Source organism: Nocardioides sp. Soil805, from assembly GCF_001429625.1.
GTDB lineage: Bacteria > Actinomycetota > Actinomycetes > Propionibacteriales > Nocardioidaceae > Nocardioides.
This window is the reverse complement of sequence record NZ_LMSU01000004.1, coordinates 81,906-102,862: the sequence shown is the minus strand read 5'-3', so window position 1 is coordinate 102,862 and position 20,957 is coordinate 81,906. Positions and strand designations below refer to the sequence as shown.

Below are 20,957 nucleotides of genomic sequence, written 5' to 3'. Positions count from 1 at the left end.
CGGATGATCTCCGCCTACTCTGGCAGATGAGTCGCGCGCCACACAACCGACGCGCCGCTGCCCACCGCCCCGCCCCGGGTCACCACCCGCCCGCACGCCACAGGAGCACCAGACCATGAGCATCGAGACCGCGATCGGCCTGGCCACCGGCCAGCCGTACCCGTACGAGCGCGTCGAGCTCGTCGAGCCGGACTGGACCCGCTTCCCCGGCTGGGCCTCCGTCACCGCCGACGAGTGGGCCTCGGTCCAGTGGCAGCGTGCCCACTGCGTCAAGAACATCAAGCAGCTGCGCGAGCTCATGGGCGACCTGCTCGACGAGCGCTTCTACGCCGACCTCGAGCGCGACCAGGCCGAGCGGGCCACCATGTCGATGCTCGTCCCGCCGCAGATGATGAACACGATGGTGCCCACCTTCTCCCCGGGTGCCGCCGGCTCGATGACCGAGGCTTTCTACGCCGACCCGGTCCGCCACTACATGATCCCGGTGTTCAGCGACCGGCGCACCGACTGGTCCTCGCACCCGCACGCGACGCGCGACTCGCTGCACGAGCACGACATGTGGGTGGCCGAGGGCCTGACCCACCGCTACCCCACCAAGGTGCTGGCCGAGCTGCTGCCGACCTGCCCGCAGTACTGCGGCCACTGCACCCGCATGGACCTCGTCGGCAACTCGACCCCGGTCATCGAGAAGCTCAAGTTCACCGCCAAGCCGGTCGACCGGCTCGACTCGATGTTCGACTACCTGCGCCGCACGCCGCAGGTGCGCGACGTGGTCGTCTCCGGCGGCGACGTCGCCAACATGCCGTGGCCCCGGCTCGAGGACTTCCTCACCCGGCTGCTCGAGATCGAGAACATCCGCGACATCCGGCTGGCCACCAAGGCCCTGATCGGTCTCCCGCAGCACTGGCTGCAGCCCGACGTGGTCGAGGGCGTCGGCCGGGTGGCCACCCTGGCCCGCCAGCGCGGTGTCTCGCTGGCCATGCACACGCACGCCAACCACGCGAACTCCGTGACGCCGCTCGTGGCCGACGCCACCACTGCGATGCTCGACGCCGGGCTGCGCGACGTGCGCAACCAGGGCGTCCTGCTCAACGGCGTCAACGCCGACCCGCACGCCCTGCTCGACCTGTGCTTCCGCCTCCTCGACGGGGCGCGGATCATGCCCTACTACTTCTACATGTGCGACATGATCCCGTTCTCGGAGCACTGGCGGGTCTCGGTCGCCGACGCCCAGCACCTGCAGCACCACATCATGGGCTACCTGCCGGGCTTCGCGACCCCGCGCATCGTGTGCGACGTGCCGTTCGTCGGCAAGCGCTGGGTGCACCAGCTGGCCGACTACGACACCGAGCGCGGCATCTCGTACTGGACCAAGAACTACCGCACCTCGATCGAGGCCACCTCGGACGACGCGCTCTCGCGCACCTACGAGTACTACGACCCGATCCACACCCTCCCCGAGGCCGGCCAGCAGTGGTGGGCCGAGCACGGCGGGCTCGAGCAGGCCGCCCTGAAGGCGGCCGAGGTCGCCGAGGCCTCCCGGCGTACCGCGGCGCTCCAGGCCTGGTGAGGCTCGGCTAGGCGTCTGTGTCAAAGTCCCCGCTGAGGTCGCGGCGGAGTCCCCGGCTGAGCGGGGACTCCGTCACCGGGGGGCTGTTGCAACGGTCACACTGTGTCGGACTCGCCGACACAGTGTGGCTCCGAGCCGGGTTCTCCACAGATTGCCGGTTGCCGGTTTCCCGGACCGCCGTTCACGGGCATCTGACCCTGCATGTACGACGACTTCCCGGTCCGCCTCGCTGACATCGACCTGCGCCGAGACCTCGTGGCCGACGGATGGACTGACCGCGACATTGCGTACGCCGTCCGTAGCGGTGAGCTCGTCAAGGTCCGGTACGGCGCCTACGTCCGCGCGTCGCTCGTCCGCGAGCTCGACCCGGTCGCCCACATGCGGGTGCGTTCGCGAGCGGTCCTGCGCACAGCCCATCCGACCTCGGTCGTCACCAACCACAACGCGCTGGCCGAGCACGGCGTGGCCCTCTGGGGCGTCGACCTCACCGAGACCCACCTCGCCCGCACCGACGGCAGGAGCGGGCGCCGGGAGGCGGGCATCGTGCACCACAGGGCCGGCGTCGATGATGACGACTGGACGCTCCTGCACGGGATCCCTGTCATGCGCCCCGCGAGGGCTGCGCTGGAGGTGTTGTTGACGCACACCGCCGAAGTGGGGCTGGTGGCCGCCTGCGGCGTACTCACTCGCAACCTCACCTCCTCCGACGACCTCCGGGCGGCCGCCGACGCCGCCGAGCGCTGGCCGAACAGCCTGACGGCACGGCTGGTCCTCTCTCGTGCCGATGCGGCTCTCACGAGCGTGGCCGAGGCCAGGACGTGGCACTTCTTCCACGAGCAGCGAATCCCGCGCCCCACACCGCAGGTGACCGTCCACGACGAGCATGGTGAGATCGCCGGCATCGTCGACTTCCTGTGGCGCGAGCACGGGATCTTCCTCGAGTTCGACGGCAAGATCAAGTACACGACGTTCCGTCGGCCGGGCGAGACGCTGGACCAGTACCTCATGCGCGAGAAGAAGCGCGAGGAGAGGATCTGCCTGCTCACGGGCTGGGTCTGCATCCGCATCACGTGGGCCGACCTCGAGAACCCGCTCCGCACCGCGCGCCGCATCGTGCAGCTGCTCGAGAGCCGGGCTCGGCGCGGCGCCTGAGCGCGACAGTGTCGGCGAGTCGGTCACCGTGTGACTGTTGCAACGGTCACACGGTGACAGAGTCCCCGGCTGAGCGGGGACTCCCCCGCAAAAGCCGCCCCTCAGCCGAGCGGGCGGTTCTCGTACGCCGTGGACAGCACGATGGTGGTCCGCGTGGAGACGTTGGCGGCGAGGCGGATACGGGCGAGCAGGTCCTCGAGAGCGCGAGGGGTCGCGACGCGGATCTTGAGGATGTAGGACTCCTCCCCCGCCACCGACCAGCAGGACTCGATCTCGGTGATCCCGACCAGCCGCTCGGGGTAGTCGTCGGGCTGCGAGGGGTCGATCGGGGTCGCCGAGATGAAGGCGGTGAGCGGACGCCCGAGCTGCTCGTGGTCGACCAGCGCGGCGTACCCCATGATCAGGCCCCGCGCCTCCAGCCGCTTGACCCGCTGGTGCACCGCCGAGGTCGACAGCCCGGTGGCCTTCCCGAGGTCGGTGAAGGACATCCGGCCGTCCTCGGCGAGCAGCGCGAGGATCTTGCGGTCGGTGGCCTCCACCTCAGACATCGTCACGCGGCACAGGCTAGCCACAAGATCGTGCGAGGATCGCGCAGTGACCGCACAGCGACTCATGCTCCTCGACACCGCGTCCCTCTACTTCCGGGCCTTCTTCGGTGTCCCCGACTCCGTGCAGGCCCCGGACGGCACCCCGGTCAACGCGATCCGCGGCCTGCTGGACTTCATCTCCCGCCTCGTCGACGAGTACCGGCCGACCCACCTCGTGTGCTGCTGGGACGACGACTGGCGCCCCCAGTGGCGCGTGGACCTGATCCCGTCGTACAAGGCCCATCGCGTCGTCGCCGTGCGCCCGGGCGACACCCCCGACATCGAGGAGGTGCCCGACCCGCTGCAGGTCCAGGTGCCGGTCATCCTCGAGGTGCTCGAGGCGTTCGGGATCTCCGTCGTGGGCGCCGCGGGCTACGAGGCCGACGACGTCATCGGCACCCTGGCGACCGGCGCGGGCATGCCCGTCGACATCGTCACCGGTGACCGCGACCTGTTCCAGCTCGTCGACGACGCCGCCGAGGTGCGTGTGCTCTACACCGCCCGCGGCGTCGGCAAGCACGAGAGGGTCACCGAGCACACGGTCGTCGAGAAGTACGCCGTCCTCCCCCAGCAGTACGCCGACTTCGCCACCCTGCGCGGCGACAGCTCCGACGGCCTGCCGGGGGTCGCCGGCGTCGGCGACAAGACCGCCGCCTCGCTGCTGCTGTCGTACGGCGACCTGGCCGGCATCCGGGCGGCTGCGGAGGACCCCGGCTCGGCCCTGGGCCCGGGACCGCGCGGCAAGATCCTGGCCGCCGCGGACTACCTCGAGGTGGCGCCCACCGTGGTGGCCGTGGCCCGCGACATCGACCTCGGCGAGCGCGACCATGTCCTCCCCGGCGAGCCCGCCGACCCGACGGCGCTGGCGCAGCTCGCCGAGCGCTGGGGCCTCTCCAGCCCCGTCGAGCGCCTCACCGGCGTCCTCGCTGCCCGCTGACTCCCCACCCGCTGACTCCCCGCGCGCGGTCACTCGGTCAGCGCCGAGTAGGCCACCACCCCGCGCTTGAGCAGCCCGACGGTCTCGCGGGCCGTCGCCCGCAGCGGCGTGCCGCCCGCCGCGTCGGCCACCTGCCCGGCGAGGTCAAGGAGCTGCTTCATCCAGCGCACGAAGTCGCCGGCCGCCAGGTCGGTGCCCGTGAGCACGTCGTCGAGGTCGTCGCCCTCGGCCCACCGGTAGGCGGCCCAGGCGAAGCCGAGGTCGGGCTCGCGGAGGAAGTCGAGCTTGTGGTCGCGCTCGAGGGCGTCGAGCTGGCCCCACACCCGCACCATCTCGCCGAGGACCTTCTGCATCCGGGCTCCCGGCACCCGCGGTGCGGAGGCGTCGTCGGGACGCCGCGCCTCGAAGACCAGCGCCGACAGCACGGCGGCGAGCTCGGACGGCGTGAGGTCGTCCCACAGCCCCTCGCGCAGCGACTCGGCGGCCACCAGGTCCATGTCGGTGTAGATGCGCCGCAGGTGGCTGCCCCGCTCGGTGACCTTGTCACCGTCGAGGTAGTCCAGCGCGGTCAGGACGTCGCACACCCGGTCGAAGGTCCGGGCGACGGTGTTGGTGCGCTGCTCGACGCGCCTCTTCAGGGTCTCGGTGTCGCGCGAGAGCTTGAACCAGCGCTCGGCCCACCGGGCGTGGTCCTCGCGCTCGGGGCACTGGTGGCACGGGTGCGCCTTGAGCCGGTCGCGGAGCTCGGCGATCTCCCGGTCGACCGGTGAGTCGCTGAACGCATCCCCCCGCTCGCGGCGCCGGGGCGGCGGCGTGAAGTCGTGGGTCTTGGACCGCAGCGCCGAGGCGAGATCGCGACGCATCGCCGGGTTGCGGCCGTTGAAGGACTTCGGCACCCGCATCCGGGTGATCGCCTCGACCGGGGTCGGGAAGTCCATCGGCGCGAGCCGCCGGGCCTGGCGGTCCTGGGTCAGCACGTAGGGCCGCGGCTCGTGGCCGGACAGCCCCGGGTCGATCACCACCGCGAAGCCGGAGAACTTGCCCGACGGCACCATGATCACGTCGCCCGGACGCAGCTTGGTGAGCGACTCCATCGCCTCGTCGCGGCGGTCCTGGCGCCGCTCCCGGGCGGCCCCCTTCTCCACGTCGCTGATGCGGCGGCGCAGCGCGGCGTACTCCATGAAGTCGCCCTGGTGGCAGGTCGCGGCCTCGGCGTAGCCGTCGAGCGCGTCCTCGGCCTTCTGCAGCTGCCGGGCCAGCCCGACGACGGCCTTGTCGGCCTGGAACTGCGCGAACGACTGCTCCAGCAGCTCGCGCGAGCGCGCCCGGCCGAACTGGTGCACGAGGTTGACCGCCATGTTGTACGACGGGCGGAACGACGACCGGAGCGGGTAGGTGCGGGTCGAGGCGAGGCCGGCCACCTCGCGCGGGTTCATCCCCGGCTGCCACAGCACGACGCCGTGGCCCTCGACGTCGAGGCCCCGGCGCCCGGCGCGCCCGGTCAGCTGGGTGTACTCCCCCGGCGTGATGTCGGCGTGGGTCTCTCCGTTCCACTTCGAGAGCTTCTCGATGACCACGGTGCGCGCCGGCATGTTGATGCCCAGCGCCAGGGTCTCGGTCGCGAACACCACCTTGCACAGCCCGCGGACGTAGAGCTCCTCGACGCACTGCTTGAAGGTCGGCAGCATCCCCGCGTGGTGGGCGGCGACGCCGCGGGTGAGGCCGTCGAGGAACTCGTGGTAGCCGAGCACGTGCAGGTCGTCGTCGGGCAGGTGCCGGCACTTCTCCTCGACGTACGCGTAGATCTCGTCACGCTCCGTGGGGCTGGTGAGCCGCACGTTGGCCGACAGGCACTGGGTGACCGCGGCGTCGCAGCCGACCCGGCTGAAGACGAACACGATGGCCGGCAGCAGTCCCTCGCGGTCGAGGCGCTCGATCACGTCGACCCTGCTCGGGATCCACACCCGGCGACCGTTGCCCACCTGCCGAGGGTTCTTGGAGGAGCCCGGCTTGCCCTTGCGTGGCGAGCGCCGGTCGCGCATCAGCCGCGAGCTGGCCCAGTCGTCGCGGGCGATCCGCACCAGCTCGTCGTTGACCGGTGCGCCCTCGCGCACGAAGCCGGCGCTCGCGTCGACGTCGGAGGAGGCGAAGAGGTCGAGCAGGCGGCGCCCGACCATCACGTGCTGGAACAGCGGGACCGGGCGACGCTCCTCCAGGATGGTGGCGGTGTCGCCGCGGACGGTGGAGAGCCACTCGCCGAACTCCTCGGCGTTGGAAACCGTGGCCGACAGCGAGATCAGCGACACCGACTCCGGCAGGTGGATGATCACCTCCTCCCAGACCGCGCCGCGCATCCGGTCGGCGAGGTAGTGCACCTCGTCCATCACGACGTAGCCCAGCCCGAGCAGGGTGCGTGAGCCGGCGTACAGCATGTTGCGCAGCACCTCGGTCGTCATCACGACGATCGGCGCCTCCCCGTTGACGACGTTGTCGCCGGTCAGCAGGCCGACGTTGGCGGCGCCGTGGCGGGCGACGAGGTCGTTGTACTTCTGGTTGGACAGCGCCTTGATCGGCGTCGTGTAGAAGCACTTGCGCCCGGTGGCCAGCGCCAGGTGGACCGCGAACTCGCCGACGATCGTCTTGCCGGACCCGGTGGGCGCGGCGACGAGCACGCCGCGGCCGTCCTCGATCTCCTTGCAGGCGCGCACCTGGAAGTCGTCGAGGGGGAAGTCGTAGTGGCCCGCGAAGTCACGGAACGCCGGGTGGGCCTTGTCGCGCGAGTACGACGCGTAACGCTCGGCGGGGCTCGGCTCCTCGCTCATGCCAGCACCACCAGGGCGCCGGGCGCGGCCTCGACGGTCAGCGGCAGCTCGCCGAAGCGCTCCCCGTCGGCGTAGGCCACGATGCCGGGTGCGGCGACGGTCACCCGTCGGACCCGGTGGTGCTCGTACTCGGCCACCGTCGTGTGGGTGCCGGAGAAGAGCTTCGGATAGGTGCGGACCAGCTTGGCTCGAGACATCTCCTTGATGATGACCACGTCGAGCAAACCGTCGTCCAGCAGGGCCCCCTCTGTGATCCGCAGGCCACCCCCGAAGGAGGGGCCGTTGCCCACCGCCACCAGCATCGCGTCGACCCGGCGGGCCGCCCCGTCGAGGTCCAGCGTGTAGGGCAGCGGGTGGAAGGTCCGCAGCTCGGCGACGGTCGCGAGGTTGTAGCGCATCTGGCCCCGGGGCCAGCGCATCGTGTTGGCCCGCTCGTTGACGATCGCGTCGAAGCCGGCCGCCATCACGGTCACGAAGTGGCGCGAGCCGCTGCGCGCCAGGTCGAGCGTGCGGGTACGCCGCGCCACGATCCGGTCCGCGGCCGCCACCGGGTCGCGGCGTGGCAGGTCGAGGTAGCGGGCGACGTCGTTGCCCGTGCCGGCCGGGACGATGCCCAGGGGCACACCCGTGCCCGCCAGCACCTGGACGGCCAGGTGGACCAGCCCGTCGCCGCCGCAGACGACCAGCGCCTCGACCCCGTCGGCCACGCTGGCCCGGGCCAGGTCGGCCGCCTCGTCCGCGTCGCGGCCGGCCAGGTTGCGCACCACGAGGCCGCTGTCGCGCAGCCGCTGCAGGGCGGCCTCGCGGTAGCGGGCCCCGCGGCCGCCGCCGGCGGTCGGGTTGGTCAGCATGGCGACCTCCCCGGTCAGGGCACTCCCACCGACTCGTCCCGCGCCCGCGTCCATGGGTGCGACCCTAGCGCCGCGGAGGAGGTGTCACCGGGACCGGCGCGACTTCTCCTCGCCGATCCTCAGCAGGGTGGCCCAGCGGTCCGGTGAGGCGCCCACGGCCTTGGCGAGGCGTCCCAGGGCGTCGAGGACGAGACCCGCGTCGAAGCGGGTGCCGGGCACGGCGAGCGTCAGCCGGTCGGCGTACTGCACCAGGAGCACCTGCTCGTGCCGCCACGCCTGGTGGGCCCGCAACCGGGCGGCGTCGTCGGTCACCGGGACGGGGTAGGCCTCGTCGACGGCGAGCAGGTCGCACACGACGTCCTCCTCGCCCTCCGCGGTCAGGCGACCGGCCACCCGGTGCCCGCCACGCAGGCCGCCGTCCGCGCGCCAGACCACCTGGGCGGTGCCCAGCCACTCGGGCAGGTCGAAGGGGTCGACGTCGACGACCGGCTGCACGTCCATGGAGGCAGCCTGTCAGACCTCAGAGGGGCGAGAGCTCGTCGGGGCTCAGGCCGGCGTTGGGGCTGCTGCTCGCCTTGCGACGGTCGTGCGAGCGGGCGATGACCTCGGAGACCAGGTAGAGCAGCACCATCGGCACCGCCATGAAGGTCATCGTGAAGGGGTCCGCCGACGGCGTCGCGATGGCCGCGAAGATGAAGATGCCCACGATGATCCAGGGCCGGTGCGCCGCGAGCGTCTTGCCCGAGACGACGCCGGCGCGGTTGAGCATCACCACGAACACGGGGATCTCGAAGGCCAGCCCGAAGACGAACAGCGTGCGGGTGAAGAACTGGAGGTACTCGTTGAAGTCCACCAGGTTGGTGACGCCGTCGGGGTTGAGCCCGATGAGGACCTCGAGCCCCTTGGGCAGGGTGACGTAGCCCATGACCACCCCGACCAGGAACAGCGGCCCGGCCACGATCACGAAGACCCGCGTCCACTTGCGCTCGTGGGCGTGCAGCCCCGGCAGGATGAAGGCCCACACCTGGTAGAGCCAGTACGGCGCGGTGACCACCAGGGCCGCGAAGCCGCACAGCTTGAGGTAGAGCATGAGGCCGCCGCCGGCCCCGCTCGTGGTGGCGAAGGTGCTGCCCTCGGCCAGGGCCGCCGCCGCCTTCTCGTAGGGCCCGTAGACCAGGTCGTAGAGCAGGTCGAACTGCCACAGCGCGACACCGAGCGTGAGCAGACCGACGACGGCGACGCGCAGGATCCGCGCGCGCAGCTCACGCAGGTGGTCCGACAGGGCCATGCTGCCGTCGGGACCGACCGGGTGTGCGGGGCGCGTGGAGAAGAGGCGGAAGAGGCTGGGGACCTTCACAGACGTACGACGGGCGCGGCGCTCAGCCGGGGTGCTTGTCGGAGCGCGGCTCCGTGGGCAGGTCGTTGATGCCGGTGCGCGTCCCGTCGGTGTGGGTCACGTCCGTGTGGGTCGGCGGCAGCTCGGCCGTCGTGGCCGGCGGCGCCGGCTGGTCCTTCTCGTCGTCGCGCAGGCCCTTGGTCTCGGTCTTGAAGATGCGCAGCGCCTGTCCGGTGCCGCGCGCGAGCTCGGGGAGCTTGGCCGCGCCGAAGACGAGGACCACGATGGCCAGGATGACCAGCCACTCCGCGCCCTGGGGCATGCCGAACAGGGGTTGGATCATGAGTCTCTCCAGGGTGTGTGTGTCGGGGATCGTGTGGTCCATCTCATCGTACGCCGGGACCGGTGTAGAGCCGGACCGCTTCTCGGGCACTGGCGGTGAACGATTCGGCGAACTCCCGGGGGGCCACGACGCGCGCGTGCGGCGCGACGCGGAACAGCAGCTGGCGCAGCCACGCCTCGCTCGCGACCTCGAGGTCGACGTCGAGGCTGCCGCTGGGGCCGGGGCGCGTCTCGGTCACCGGGTAGTACTCCGTCACCCAGTGCGCGGGCGGCGCCAGCCGGACGGTCACCGTCGTCGCCGAGCCCTCGTCGGCGAACCAGCCGGAGCCGAGCTCGCGGGTCCGGGAGGCCTGCTCGGACACCGGCGTGTCGAGCTCGGTGGCCCGCAGGATGCGGTCGAGACGGAACACGCGGTCGCCGCCGGCCGTGTGGCACCAGGCGTCGAGGTACGTCGCGTCGCCCACCCGGGTGAGGGCGCGGGGCTCGACGACCCGTGTGGAGTGCTCGTCGCGGCTGGCGACGTGGTAGTCCAGCTCGAGCTGGTGGCCGTGGTCGATGGCCTGCTGGAGCGACGGCACCAGCTCGCTGCCGGGCTCGGGAGCGGTCTCGACGTGCACCCGCTCCGCGGCGGCGGTCTGGCCGGCTGCCTCGAACTTGGCCAGCGTGCGGCGTACGACGTCGCGGGTCTCGGGTGCGGCGCTCTGGGCCAGCGCGCGCAGCGCCACCACGAGGGCCGCGGCCTCCGACGGGGCGAAGCTCACCGGCCGGGCGAGGTAGTCGGCGTTGTCGACCCGGATGATCCGCTCCCCCTCGAGGGCGTCGAGGTCGACGTTGATGAGGTCGTCGGGGAAGCCGCCGGGCAGGCCGCACATGAACAGGACCCGCAGGTCCCGGTCCAGCTGCTCGGGGTCGACCCCGAGTGCCGCGGCGGCGTCGACGAGGCGCACCTCGCCGCGGGAGTGGAGGTAGGGCACCAGGGCCAGCAGTCGTGCCACCTGCTCGCGGGCGGCGTGGACGACGGGCCTGTCGGAGTCGTGGGGAGCGGCGTTCACCGGGTCACCCCCTCCTGCTCGAGGATCGCCTGCAGCCGGGCCAGCACGTCCGCCCGCAGCTCCTCGGGGGCCTCGACGACCACGGACGCGCCGTACGTCAGCACCTCGCCGGCGAGGTCGGAGCCGGGGCCGGTGATCACGAGGCGGTCCCAGCCGCTCTCCTCGTCGGGGCCGGCGACGTCCTCCTCGACCCGGCTCGCCCGGCGGCGCAGGCCCACCCCGGCGCGCTGGCGGACCAGGACGGTGGCCTCGACGTCGGGGGTGCGGGGCGCGAGGTTGGCGGCGATGGCCGAGACGTCGGTGCCGGGCGGGACGTCGTACGCACCGGCCTTGCCGACGCCGCTGACGCGTCCCTGCACCCGGGAGAGGCGGAAGACGCGCTCGGCGTCGCGGTCGACGTCGTGGCCCACGACGTACCAGCGACCGGAGCTGCGGACCACGCCCCACGGCTGCAGCCGTCGCTTGCGGGGCTGCTCCCCCGGACGCTTGTAGTCGAAGGTGACGACGCGGCGCTTCTGGGTGGCGTCCCAGAAGGCGTCGAAGGCCGGCTCCTCGGCCCGCAGGCTCGGCGGCACCAGGTCGAGACGGGCGGAGTCCACCTCGACGCCCTGGGCGGTGAGCTTGCGCATGGCCTCGGTCGTACGACGCGCCAGCGTCGCCTGCTCCCACGCCCGGGCCGCGATGCCCAGCACCGCGGCCTCGTCGGCCTCGAAGCGGATCTCGGGGAGCGCGGAGGTGTCGGTGGAGATGCGGTAGCCCGGCTCGTCGTCGAAGAACGCGTCCAGCGACCCCACCTCGATGACCACCCCGAGCTCGCGCAGGTCGTCCTTGTCGCGCTCGAAGGCCTTCTCGAAGGCCTCGTCGCCGCGCTCGGTGTCGGGGTAGTCGGCGTAGTGGGCGCGCCGGATGTCCTGCTTGGAGACGAACCGGGTCTGCGCGAGCAGCATGATGTACAGGTTGAGCAGCCGCTCCGCCTTGTCGCTGGCCATCGTGCCTCCCCCTGCCGTCCCCGGCTCGTCGCGTCGGCCGCCCCGGGACGGCCGGACCGAGTGTCCCCCTCGGATCAGGCTGCGCCGAGGATGTCGACCACGAAGAACAGCGTGTCGGTGCCCTTGATGCCGGCCTGCTCGTTGCCGGTCTTGCCGTAGCCGAGCTCCGGCGGGATCGACAGGATCACGCGCGAGCCGACCGTCTGGCCCACGAGGGCCTGGTCCCAGCCCTTGACGACCGCGCCGGTGCCGATCGGGAACGACGTCGGCTGCTTGGAGTAGGACTCGTCGAAGGGCTTCTTGGCGTCGTAGACCTGGCCGAGGTAGTCGACCGCGATGGTCTGGCCCTTCTCCACGACCGGGCCGTCGCCCTTGACGAGCGTGGTGTCGAGGAGGTTCTTGCTCGGCCGGTTGGCCTCGGTGAAGTCGAGGCCGGTGATGGTGCCGCCGTCCTCGACGAGGGTCGGCGCCCACTTGGCCGGCTCGCGCTCCTCACCGCTCGGCTCGGCGGCCACCTTGGAGAGCAGGTCGACGACGATGACCAGCCCGTCCTGGTTGCCGATGCCGAGCTGGGGGTTGCCGCCCTCGCCGTAGGTGTCCTCGGCGCTGGCCACGACCGTCACGCGGGAACCGACGGTGTGGCCGTCGATGGCCTCCTGGAACGGCTCGCCGAGGTCGGCGTAGGTCAGCAGCTCCGGGGCCTTGGCGTCGTAGGTGCTGAACGCCTTCTCCTGCGTGAAGCCGTTGCCCATCCAGATGTGCGCGAGCACGTTGTCGCCCTCGCCGAGCTCCTCGCCGTCACCCTCGGTGACGACCTCGGACTCGATGCCGTCGGGCTCGACCTGCTCGTCGAACGTGACCTTCGGCTCCGTGCCCGGGTCGCCGGTGACGCTGACCGCGTCGAGGCCGGCGCCGGAGGACGCCCCGTCGTCGTCGCCGCAGGCGGCGAGGCCGACCGTGGAGAGCAGGAGGACCCCGCTCAGTGCGGCGAGGCGGGTACGACGGGTGCGGGTGCTGCGGGGGCGAGACACGTGCGGTCACCTTCTCGGATCGGTGCGGGGGGCGGCCTGGACGGCGCGGTCACCCTATCCGGCGACTCTGAGCGGGTGCTGAGGCAGGCTCACATGCCGTCGATGAGGCGCTGGACGCGCTCGTCGTACGCCTTGAAGGGGTCCTTGCAGAGCACGGTGCGCTGGGCCTGGTCGTTGAGCTTGAGGTGCACCCAGTCGACGGTGAAGTCGCGGCGGCGCTCCTGGGCCTTGCGGATGAACTCGCCGCGCAGCCGGGCCCGGGTGTTCTGCGGCGGGACGCTCTTGGCCTCGAAGATCTTGAGGTCGGTGGTCACCCGCGCGACCGCTCCGCGCTTCTCGAGCAGGTAGTAGAGGCCACGCCCACGGTGGATGTCGTGGTAGGCGAGGTCCAGCTGGGCGACGCGCGCGTGGCCCAGGGGCAGGCCGTGCTTGGCGCGGTAGCGGTCGATGAGCTTCCACTTGATGACCCAGTCGATCTCGCGGTCGACGAGGCCGAGGTCGTCCGACTCGATCGCCTTGAGCCCGCGCTCCCACAGGTCGAGCGCCTGCTCGATGAGCGGGGTGCTGATCTGGCGACGGTCGACGAAGTCCCGGGCCTTGCCGAGGTACTCCGCCTGGATCTCCAGCGCGCTGGCCTCGCGGCCGTTGGCGAGGCGCACCTTGCGGCGGCCGGTGACGTCGTGGGAGATCTCGCGGATCGCGCGGATGGGGTTCTCCATGGTGAGGTCGCGCATCACCACGCCCTCCTCGATCATCCGCAGCACCAGGTCGCAGGAGGCCACCTTGAGCATGGTGGTCGTCTCGCTCATGTTGGAGTCGCCGACGATGACGTGCAGGCGGCGGTACTTCTCGGCGTCCGCGTGCGGCTCGTCGCGGGTGTTGATGATCGGGCGGCTGCGGGTGGTGGCGCTGGAGACGCCCTCCCAGATGTGCTCGGCGCGCTGCGAGATGCTGTACGACGCCCCGCGCGGGGTCTGGGTGACCTTGCCGGCGCCGACGATGATCTGGCGCGTCACCAGGAACGGGATCAGCACGTCGGCGAGCCGGCTGAACTCACCCGCGCGGCCGACCAGGTAGTTCTCGTGGCAGCCGTAGGAGTTGCCGGCCGAGTCGGTGTTGTTCTTGAACAGGTAGATGTCGCCGGCGATGCCCTCGTCGTGGAGCCGCTGCTCGGCGTCGAGGAGCAGGCCCTCGAGCACCCGCTCACCCGCCTTGTCGTGGGTGACGAGGTCGACGATGTCGTCGCACTCGGGGGTGGCGTACTCCGGGTGGCTGCCGACGTCGAGGTAGAGGCGCGCGCCGTTGCGCAGGAAGACGTTGGAGGAGCGGCCCCAGCTGACCACCTTGCGGAACAGGTAGCGCGCCACCTCGTCGGGACTCAGTCGGCGCTGCCCCTTGAACGTGCACGTGACGCCGTACTCGTTCTCGATACCGAAGATCCGCCGGTCCATGACCACACCCTAGGCCGCGGGACCACGCCTGCGGGCCGTCCCGACGGAAGACACGCACGGCGACCCGCACGGGCAGGGCTCAGGGCCGGGGCGTACCCGGGTCCGCCGGCGGGGTGCCGGGGGCCGGGGGCTGCACCGGGTCGCTCGGCTCCGGCGTGGGAGCCGGCTGCGGCGAGGGCTGCGGCGAGGGCTGCGGCGACGGTGACGTCGGGGGTGCGACCGGAGGGGCGACCGGCGGCTGACCAGGCTCCCCGGTGACCGGGTCCTCGAGCGGCGGGGTGGTCCCGCTGACCTGGTCCGTAGGGTCGGCCGGGTCGTCGACCACCGGTGCCGTCGGCCCGTTGGCGCCGCCGGTGTCCTCGGGCTGCGGGGTGTCGCCCTGCTCGGGTCCCCGCTCGCCCAGCAGCTCGACGAGGCGCGACTCGCGCAGCCGGACGAACTTGCGCGGCTGCGGGCGGGTGCGCTCCAGCGCGGCGACCTCGAGGTCGCGCGTCGGGATGACCCGGTCGTCGGCCTCGCTGTGGCCCAGGGCCGCGACCGCGAGCTGGACGGCCTCCTGGAGGGTGGCGCCCTCGACGTAGTGCTCGCGGAGGTGACCGGCCACCACGTCGGCGGCCCCGCCCATCACGGCGAACCCGTGCTCGTCGGCCACCTGGCCGTCGTACGTCAGGCGGTAGACCTGGTCGTCGGCGGGCGAGTCGCCCACCTCGGCGACGAAGATCTCGACCTCGTAGGGCTTCTCGCCGCCGGAGGAGAAGATGCTGCCGAGAGTCTGCGCGTAGGCGTTGGCCAGCCCGCGGCCGGTCACGTCGCGCCGGTCGTAGGCGTAGCCGCGCATGTCGGCGAGACGCACCCCGGCGATGCGGAGGTTCTCGAACTCGTTGTAGCGCCCGACCGCCGCGAAGGCGATCCGGTCGTAGATCTCGGAGACCTTGTGCAGCGCCTGCGAGGGGTTCTCGGAGACGAACAGGATGCCGTCGGCGTACTGGATCACGACGACCGAGCGGCCGCGCGCGATGCCCTTGCGCGCGAAGTCCGCCCGGTCCTTCATGAGCTGTTCCGGGGAGACGTAGAAGGGGGTGCTCATGTCAGTCCTCAGGTCAGGGCCGCGGCGGGCCCGTCGGGCCGCTGCATGCGGGCGGCGATGATCCGGTCGGCGATGGCCGCGACCTCGTCGTCGGGGACGCGGCGGCCGCCGTCGGCGGTGATCACGTGGACGACGGGGAAGATGCGGCGGGCCAGGTCCGGCCCGCCCGTCGCGGAGTCGTCGTCCGCGGCGTCGTACAGCGCCTGGACGGCGGCGGTCACGCAGCCCTCGGCGTCGAGGTCCTCGCGGTAGAGCTTCTTCAGCGCCCCGCGGGCGAACAGCGACCCGGAGCCGACCGAGTGGAACGCGGTCTCCTCGTAGCGGCCGCCGGTGACGTCGTAGCTGAAGATGCGGCCCTGGTCGGCGGCGAGGTCGTAGCCGGCGAAGAGCGGCACCACGGCCAGGCCCTGCATCGCGAGGCCGAGGTTGGCCCTGATCAGCGTCGCGAGGCGGTTGGACTTGCCGTCCATCGAGAGCGTGGTGCCCTCGATCTTCTCGTAGTGCTCGAGCTCGGTCTGGAACAGCCGGACCATCTCGACGGCCAGCCCGGCGGTGCCGGCGATGCCGACGACGGAGTACTCGTCGGCCGGGAAGACCTTCTCGATGTCGCGCTGGGCGATGATGTTGCCCATCGTGGCGCGCCGGTCCCCCGCCATGACGACCCCGCCGGGGAACGTCGCCGCGACGATGGTGGTGCCGTGGGGCGCGAGGTCGCCGGCGTTGCCCGCGGGCACCGCCCGGCGGCCGGGGAGCAGGTCCGGCTGGTGGTCGCCGAGGAAGTCGGCGAAGCTCGAGGTGCCCGGCGACATGTAGGACGCGGGCAGGCGGGAGTCGCTCATGCGGGGTCCCTGTCGAAACCGGAGCGCAGCGAGGACTTCGATGGGGTGATCACTGTCCACCCTTCTGGATGAACGACTTCACGAAGTCCTCGGCGTTGGTCTCGAGGACGTCGTCGATCTCGTCGAGGATGGCGTCGACGTCGTCATCGATGACCTCCTTGCGCTCGGCGACGTCGGTCTCGACGACCTCCTCGGTCGTCGTGTCCTCCTGGGAGGACTTCCGCGGTTGCTTCTGCTCCTGGGCCATGTCTCCGACCCTATCCACACAGGGAAGACCCGTGGGGGACGCCACTAGGCTCCGGTGCATGGAGCCCGTCGATCCCGCCGTGCGGGCAGACCTCGCCCCGACCGGCGCGCTGCGCGCGTCGATCAACCTGGGCAACCCGGTGCTCGCCTCCGGCTCGCCCGAGGCGCCGTCGGGCATCACCGTGGCGCTGGCCCGCGAGGTCGCGGCCCGTCTCGGGGTGGACGTCGAGCTCCAGTGCTACGGCGCCGCACGCGACTCGGTCGCCGCGGTGGCCGAGGGACGTGCCGACGTCGGCTTCCTGGCCGTCGACCCGGGGCGTCCGCTGCAGTTCACCGCGCCGTACGTGCTGATCGAGGGCGTGTACGTCGTGGCCGTCGACACACCGCTCGCGACGGCCCCCGACGTGGACGCGGACGGCGTCCGGGTCGGCGTCAAGGAGGGGTCGGCGTACGACCTGCACCTGACCCGCACCCTGACGCACGCGACGGTCGAACGGGGGGCCGAGGGCATCGACACCTTCGTCGCGCGTGCGCTGGAGGTCGGTGCCGGCATCCGCCAGCCGATGACCGCGTGGGTCGACGCGCACCCGGGGCACCGGATCCTGGAGCCCGCCTTCATGCAGATCCGTCAGGCCGTGGCGGTCCCCGAGGAACGCGCTGCCGACTCAGTGGCGTGGCTGCGCGACGTGGTCGACGCGCTGGTCGCCTCCGGCTGGGTCGCCGCCGCGCTCACCGACGCCGGGCAGGACCCCGCCCTCGCCGCAGGCTGACCGCGTCCGGCCCGTGTCGGCGCCCGGTCAGCGCCGGGTGAGCGCGCTGACGAGCTCGAGGGCGGTGTCGCAGCGGTCGAGCAGCTCCCCCACGTGCGCCCTGGAGCCACGCATGGGGTCGATGGTCGGCACCCGCTGCAGCGACTCGCGGCCCGGGAGGTCGAAGATCACCGAGTCCCAGGAGGCGGCGGCGACGTTGTCGGCGTACTTCTCCAGGCACCGGCCGCGGAAGTAGGCGCGGGTGTCCTCCGGCGGCTCGTGCATGGCCCGTTCGACCGAGGAGTCGTCGAGGAGTCGCTCGATGCGACCGGCGGCGACCAGCTTGGCGTAGAGCCCCTTCTCGGGCCGGATGTCGGAGTACTGGAGGTCGATGAGGTGCAGCTTGGCGTCGTCCCAGTCCAGTCCGTCGCGGTCGCGGTACTGGGAGAGCAGCTTGAGCTTCGCCACCCAGTCCAGCTCGCCGGCGCACAGCATGGGGTCCTGCTCCAGGCGGGTCAGCACCGACTCCCAGCGGTCGAGCACGTCGCGGGTCTGCTCGTCCACGTCGTTGCCGAGCCGGTCGTCGACGAACTTGCGGGCCAGGTCGAGGTACTCCATCTGCAGCTGGACCGCGGTGAGCGTGCGGCCGTCGCGGAGGGTGAGCAGGTGCTGCAGCGTCGGGTCGTGGGAGACGGCGCGCAGCGAGGCCACCGGCTGCTCGACGGCGAGGTCGCGGGTGAGGAAGCCGTCCTCGATCATCGCCAGCACCAGCGCGGTCGTGCCGACCTTGAGGTACGTCGAGACCTCGGCGAGGTTGGCGTCGCCCAGGATCACGTGCAGCCGGCGGTACTTCTCCGGGTCGGCGTGCGGCTCGTCGCGCGTGTTGATGATCGGCCGCTTGAGGGTGGTCTCCAGCCCCACCTCGACCTCGAAGTAGTCGGCACGCTGGCTGATCTGGAACCCGTGCTCCCGGCCGTCCTGGCCGATGCCCACCCGGCCCGCGCCGCACACGACCTGGCGGGAGACGAAGAACGGCGTCAGGTGGCGCACGATCTCGGCGAACGGGGTGGAGCGCCGCATCAGGTAGTTCTCGTGGGCGCCGTACGACGCGCCCTTGTTGTCGGTGTTGTTCTTGTAGAGCACGATCGGCGTCGCGCCGGGCACCAGCGCGGCGGCCCGGCAGGCGTCGAGCATGACCTGCTCCCCCGCCTTGTCCCAGCGCACGATGTCCAGCGGGCTGGTGACCTCGGGCGTGGAGTACTCCGGGTGCGCGTGGTCGACGTAGAGCCGGGCGCCGTTGGTGAGGATGACGTTGGCCAGCCCGAGGTCCTCGTCGGTCAGCTGGCTGGGGTCGGCGACCTGGCGCGACATGTCGAAGCCGCGGGCGTCCCGCAGCGGCGACTCCTCCTCGAAGTCCCACCGGGCCCGGCGGGCCTTGATGGTGGAGGTCGCATAGGCGTTGACGACCTGCGACGACGCCACCATCGGGTTGGCTGCCGGCTGGCCCTGCACGGAGATGCCGTACTCGACCTCGGTGCCCATGATCCGCCGAACGCTCATGGGAGGAGCCTACGAGGCACGACCGAGGACTGCGCGGGACGTGCGCGTCGAGCGCGCCGGTCGGCGTACGCACGACGGACGCCCCCGGACACAGGTGTCCGGGGGCGTCGCGGCCGCGGTACGACGGTCAGCGGCTGCGCAGCTTGCCCAGGACGGCCAGGACCACGAGGACGATCACGACGATGATGAGGATCTTGACCATGGGGGCTCTCTTCTCTGTTGTGGGTGGTGCCCGGCGGCCGGGTTCAGGGCCGGCGCGACTGCCAGGCGTGCGTGAGGTTGACCCCCACGATGCCCGCCAGGGTCACCAGCAACGCCAGGAACTCGCCATTGAGCCCCAGCGCGATGCTGATCGGGATGAAGGCGACCAGGGAGATGATGCCTAGCGCGAGCTGTCGCGCTCCGGCCCCCGCGACGGCCGCGGTGCGGCGCTGCTGCAGGGCGACCTGCTCGGAGACACGGTGGTCGACGGCCCGCTCGATGCGCTCGGCGAAGCCGTCGACCAGCTCCGCGTCGTACCGCGCCCCCAGCTCGCGACGGGTGGCCAGGGCGGCTTCGATGTCGCCGTGGCCCAGCTCGTCGTCGGCCGGGGGGTGGATCACAGGTACTGGCCGGTGTTGGCGACGGTGTCGATGGAGCGGCCGGGCTCGGTGCCCTGCTTGCCCGTGATGAGCGTACGGATGAAGACGATCCGCTCGCCCTTCTTGCCCGAGATCCGCGCCCAGTCGTCGGGGTTGGTGGTGTTGGGCAGGTCCTCGTTCTCCTTGAACTCGTCGACGCACGCCTGCAGCATGTGCTGGACCCGCAGGCCGCGCTGCTGGTGCTCGAGGAAGTCCTTGATCGCCATCTTCTTGGCGCGGTCGACGATGTTCTGGATCATCGCGCCGGAGTTGAAGTCCTTGAAGTAGAGGACCTCCTTGTCACCGTTGGCGTAGGTGACCTCCAGGAAGCGGTTCTCCTCGGACTCGGTGTACATCCGCTCCACGGTCGCGCGGATCATCCCGGCCACCGTCGCGTCGCGGTCCCCGCCGAACTCCGCCAGGTCGTCGGCGTGCAGCGGCAGGTCGGCGACGAGGTACTTGGAGAAGATGTCGCGCGCCGACTCCGCGTCGGGACGCTCGATCTTGATCTTCACGTCGAGGCGGCCGGGGCGCAGGATGGCCGGGTCGATCATGTCCTCGCGGTTGGAGGCACCGATGACCAGCACGTTCTCTAGGAGCTCGACGCCGTCGATCTCGCTGAGCAGCTGCGGGACGATGGTGTTCTCGACGTCGGAGGAGACGCCCGACCCGCGGGTGCGGAAGAGCGAGTCCATCTCGTCGAAGAACACGATCACCGGGGTGCCCATCGACGCCTTCTCACGGGCACGCTGGAAGACCAGCCGGATGTGGCGCTCGGTCTCTCCGACGTACTTGTTGAGCAGCTCGGGACCCTTGATGTTGAGGAAGTAGGACTTCCCCTCCTGGCCCGTCTTGGCGGCGACCTTCTTGGCCAGGGAGTTGGCGACCGCCTTGGCGATCAGGGTCTTGCCGCACCCGGGCGGGCCGTAGAGCAGCACGCCCTTCGGCGGCTTGAGCCGGTGGTCCTTGAAGAGGTCGGGGTACAGGTACGGCAGCTCGACCGCGTCACGGATGGCGTCGATCTGGGAGATCAGGCCACCGATCTGCGAGTAGTCGATGTCCGGGACCTCCTCGAGGACGAGCTCCTCGACCTCGGACTTGGGGACCCGCTCGTAGGCGTAGCCGGCCCGGGAGTCCAGCAGGAGGGAGTCGCCCGCGCGCAGCGGCTCGTCGAAGAGCGGCTTGGCGAGTCGTACGACGCGCTCCTCGTCGGCGTTGGCGATCACCAGACCGCGCTCACCGTCCTCGAGGAGCTCCTTGAACATCACGACCTCGCCGACCTTCTCGAAGCCGAGTGCCGCCACCACGTTGAGGGCCTCGTTGAGCATGACCTCCTGGCCCTTGACGAGCTCGTCGAGGTCCACGGCCGGGCTGACGTTGACCCGCAGCTTGCGACCGCCGGTGAACACGTCGACGGAGTCGTCCTCGTTGCGGGCGAGGAAGGTGCCGAAGCCGGCCGGCGGCTGGGCCAGCCGGTCGACCTCCTCCTTGAGCTTCATGATCTGGTCGCGGGCCTCGCGCAGCGTCTGGGCGAGCCGCTCGTTCTGGCTGGTCACGGCGGCCAGCGAGCGCTGGGTGTCGGCGAGCCGCATCTCGAGGCCACGGGACTGGCCCGGGACGTCGGTGAGGCGTCGTCGCAGGTCCCCGACCTCGGCCTCGAGGAAGCGCACCTGCTGCACCAGCTCGTCGGGCGTGCGCCCGGCTCCTGCGGCGCTGGATGTCGATTCGGACATGTG

20 protein-coding genes are annotated in these 20,957 nt (G+C 71.4%); 4 read left to right on the top strand and 16 right to left on the bottom strand.

The genetic code is table 11. The features are described 5' to 3' along the window. The first annotated feature begins 115 nt into the window (after positions 1-115). Both ASG94_RS17930 and ASG94_RS17925 read left to right on the top strand, forming a co-directional pair. Positions 116-1,570 (top strand): KamA family radical SAM protein, encoded by a 1,455-nt coding sequence (locus ASG94_RS17930; protein WP_056927850.1) that lies wholly within the window; start codon positions 116-118, stop codon positions 1,568-1,570. A 201-nt stretch (positions 1,571-1,771) separates the two neighbouring features. Further along, a complete protein-coding gene (locus ASG94_RS17925) occupies positions 1,772-2,722 on the top strand; it encodes a type IV toxin-antitoxin system AbiEi family antitoxin domain-containing protein (protein ID WP_056927849.1) in 951 nt (316 codons plus the stop codon). A gap of 101 nt (positions 2,723-2,823) precedes the next feature. Here the strand turns inward: ASG94_RS17925 and ASG94_RS17920 are convergent, their stop codons facing one another. Further along, the gene (locus tag ASG94_RS17920; protein ID WP_156411701.1) at positions 2,824-3,270 is read right to left on the bottom strand and encodes an Lrp/AsnC family transcriptional regulator; all 447 of its coding nucleotides are present in this window, start codon (positions 3,268-3,270) and stop codon (positions 2,824-2,826) included. 64 nt (positions 3,271-3,334) lie between these two features. Here ASG94_RS17920 and ASG94_RS17915 point away from each other — a divergent pair, with 64 nt between their 5' ends. Then, positions 3,335-4,246 carry a 5'-3' exonuclease gene (locus ASG94_RS17915; protein WP_056927847.1) on the top strand — a complete coding sequence of 304 codons (912 nt, stop codon included), beginning with the start codon at positions 3,335-3,337 and terminating at the stop codon, positions 4,244-4,246. A gap of 29 nt (positions 4,247-4,275) precedes the next feature. Here the strand turns inward: ASG94_RS17915 and ASG94_RS17910 are convergent, their stop codons facing one another. The 12 genes from ASG94_RS17910 to ASG94_RS17855 all read right to left on the bottom strand — a co-directional run bounded on the left by ASG94_RS17910 (position 4,276) and on the right by ASG94_RS17855 (position 16,293). Then, positions 4,276-7,068, bottom strand: coding sequence for a DEAD/DEAH box helicase (locus tag ASG94_RS17910; RefSeq protein ID WP_056927846.1), 2,793 nt, complete (start codon positions 7,066-7,068; stop codon positions 4,276-4,278). Further along, the gene (locus tag ASG94_RS17905; RefSeq protein ID WP_200958185.1) at positions 7,065-7,973 is read right to left on the bottom strand and encodes a diacylglycerol kinase; all 909 of its coding nucleotides are present in this window, start codon (positions 7,971-7,973) and stop codon (positions 7,065-7,067) included. Before ASG94_RS17905 ends, ASG94_RS17910 begins: the two co-directional genes overlap by 4 nt. A 30-nt stretch (positions 7,974-8,003) precedes the next feature. Further along, complete coding sequence (locus ASG94_RS17900; protein ID WP_056927845.1) at positions 8,004-8,420, bottom strand: hypothetical protein; 417 nt, start codon at positions 8,418-8,420, stop codon at positions 8,004-8,006. 19 nt (positions 8,421-8,439) lie between these two features. Continuing rightward, positions 8,440-9,276: a twin-arginine translocase subunit TatC gene (gene tatC, locus ASG94_RS17895; RefSeq protein ID WP_056927844.1), complete on the bottom strand. Its 837-nt coding sequence runs from the start codon at positions 9,274-9,276 to the stop codon at positions 8,440-8,442. 22 nt (positions 9,277-9,298) lie between these two features. Beyond that, positions 9,299-9,598, bottom strand: a complete 300-nt coding sequence (locus ASG94_RS21455) for a Sec-independent protein translocase subunit TatA (protein ID WP_082624349.1) — start codon at positions 9,596-9,598, stop codon at positions 9,299-9,301. Positions 9,599-9,641: 43 nt separating this feature from the next. Beyond that, positions 9,642-10,649 carry a helix-turn-helix transcriptional regulator gene (locus ASG94_RS17885; protein WP_056927843.1) on the bottom strand — a complete coding sequence of 336 codons (1,008 nt, stop codon included), beginning with the start codon at positions 10,647-10,649 and terminating at the stop codon, positions 9,642-9,644. Then, entirely contained in the window at positions 10,646-11,638 is a 993-nt protein-coding gene (locus ASG94_RS17880; protein WP_056927842.1) for a helix-turn-helix transcriptional regulator, read from the bottom strand. The genes ASG94_RS17885 and ASG94_RS17880 overlap by 4 nt, the downstream gene beginning before the upstream one ends. Before the next feature lie 74 nt (positions 11,639-11,712). Continuing rightward, positions 11,713-12,669, bottom strand: a complete 957-nt coding sequence (locus ASG94_RS17875; RefSeq protein ID WP_056927841.1) for an FKBP-type peptidyl-prolyl cis-trans isomerase — start codon at positions 12,667-12,669, stop codon at positions 11,713-11,715. Positions 12,670-12,758: 89 nt separating this feature from the next. Continuing rightward, positions 12,759-14,120: a Pup--protein ligase gene (gene pafA, locus ASG94_RS17870; RefSeq protein WP_056927979.1), complete on the bottom strand. Its 1,362-nt coding sequence runs from the start codon at positions 14,118-14,120 to the stop codon at positions 12,759-12,761. Between the two features lie 79 nt (positions 14,121-14,199). Beyond that, complete coding sequence (gene prcA, locus ASG94_RS17865) at positions 14,200-15,207, bottom strand: proteasome subunit alpha (protein ID WP_082624326.1); 1,008 nt, start codon at positions 15,205-15,207, stop codon at positions 14,200-14,202. Positions 15,208-15,215: 8 nt separating this feature from the next. Next, entirely contained in the window at positions 15,216-16,046 is an 831-nt protein-coding gene (prcB, locus tag ASG94_RS17860) for a proteasome subunit beta (RefSeq protein WP_056927840.1), read from the bottom strand. 49 nt (positions 16,047-16,095) lie between these two features. Then, positions 16,096-16,293: a ubiquitin-like protein Pup gene (locus tag ASG94_RS17855; protein ID WP_056927839.1), complete on the bottom strand. Its 198-nt coding sequence runs from the start codon at positions 16,291-16,293 to the stop codon at positions 16,096-16,098. A 58-nt stretch (positions 16,294-16,351) separates the two neighbouring features. On the opposite strand from ASG94_RS17855, the gene ASG94_RS17850 reads away from it, so the two are divergent. Further along, positions 16,352-17,062 (top strand): transporter substrate-binding domain-containing protein, encoded by a 711-nt coding sequence (locus tag ASG94_RS17850; protein WP_056927838.1) that lies wholly within the window; start codon positions 16,352-16,354, stop codon positions 17,060-17,062. A gap of 27 nt (positions 17,063-17,089) precedes the next feature. Here ASG94_RS17850 and dop read toward each other — a convergent pair whose 3' ends face one another. The 3 genes from dop to arc all read right to left on the bottom strand — a co-directional run bounded on the left by dop (position 17,090) and on the right by arc (position 20,954). Further along, positions 17,090-18,601 carry a depupylase/deamidase Dop gene (dop, locus tag ASG94_RS17845; protein ID WP_056927837.1) on the bottom strand — a complete coding sequence of 504 codons (1,512 nt, stop codon included), beginning with the start codon at positions 18,599-18,601 and terminating at the stop codon, positions 17,090-17,092. 245 nt (positions 18,602-18,846) lie between these two features. Further along, complete coding sequence (locus ASG94_RS17840) at positions 18,847-19,203, bottom strand: hypothetical protein (RefSeq protein WP_056927836.1); 357 nt, start codon at positions 19,201-19,203, stop codon at positions 18,847-18,849. After that, positions 19,200-20,954: a proteasome ATPase gene (arc, locus tag ASG94_RS17835; protein ID WP_056927835.1), complete on the bottom strand. Its 1,755-nt coding sequence runs from the start codon at positions 20,952-20,954 to the stop codon at positions 19,200-19,202. Before arc ends, ASG94_RS17840 begins: the two co-directional genes overlap by 4 nt. Positions 20,955-20,957 lie beyond the last annotated feature (3 nt).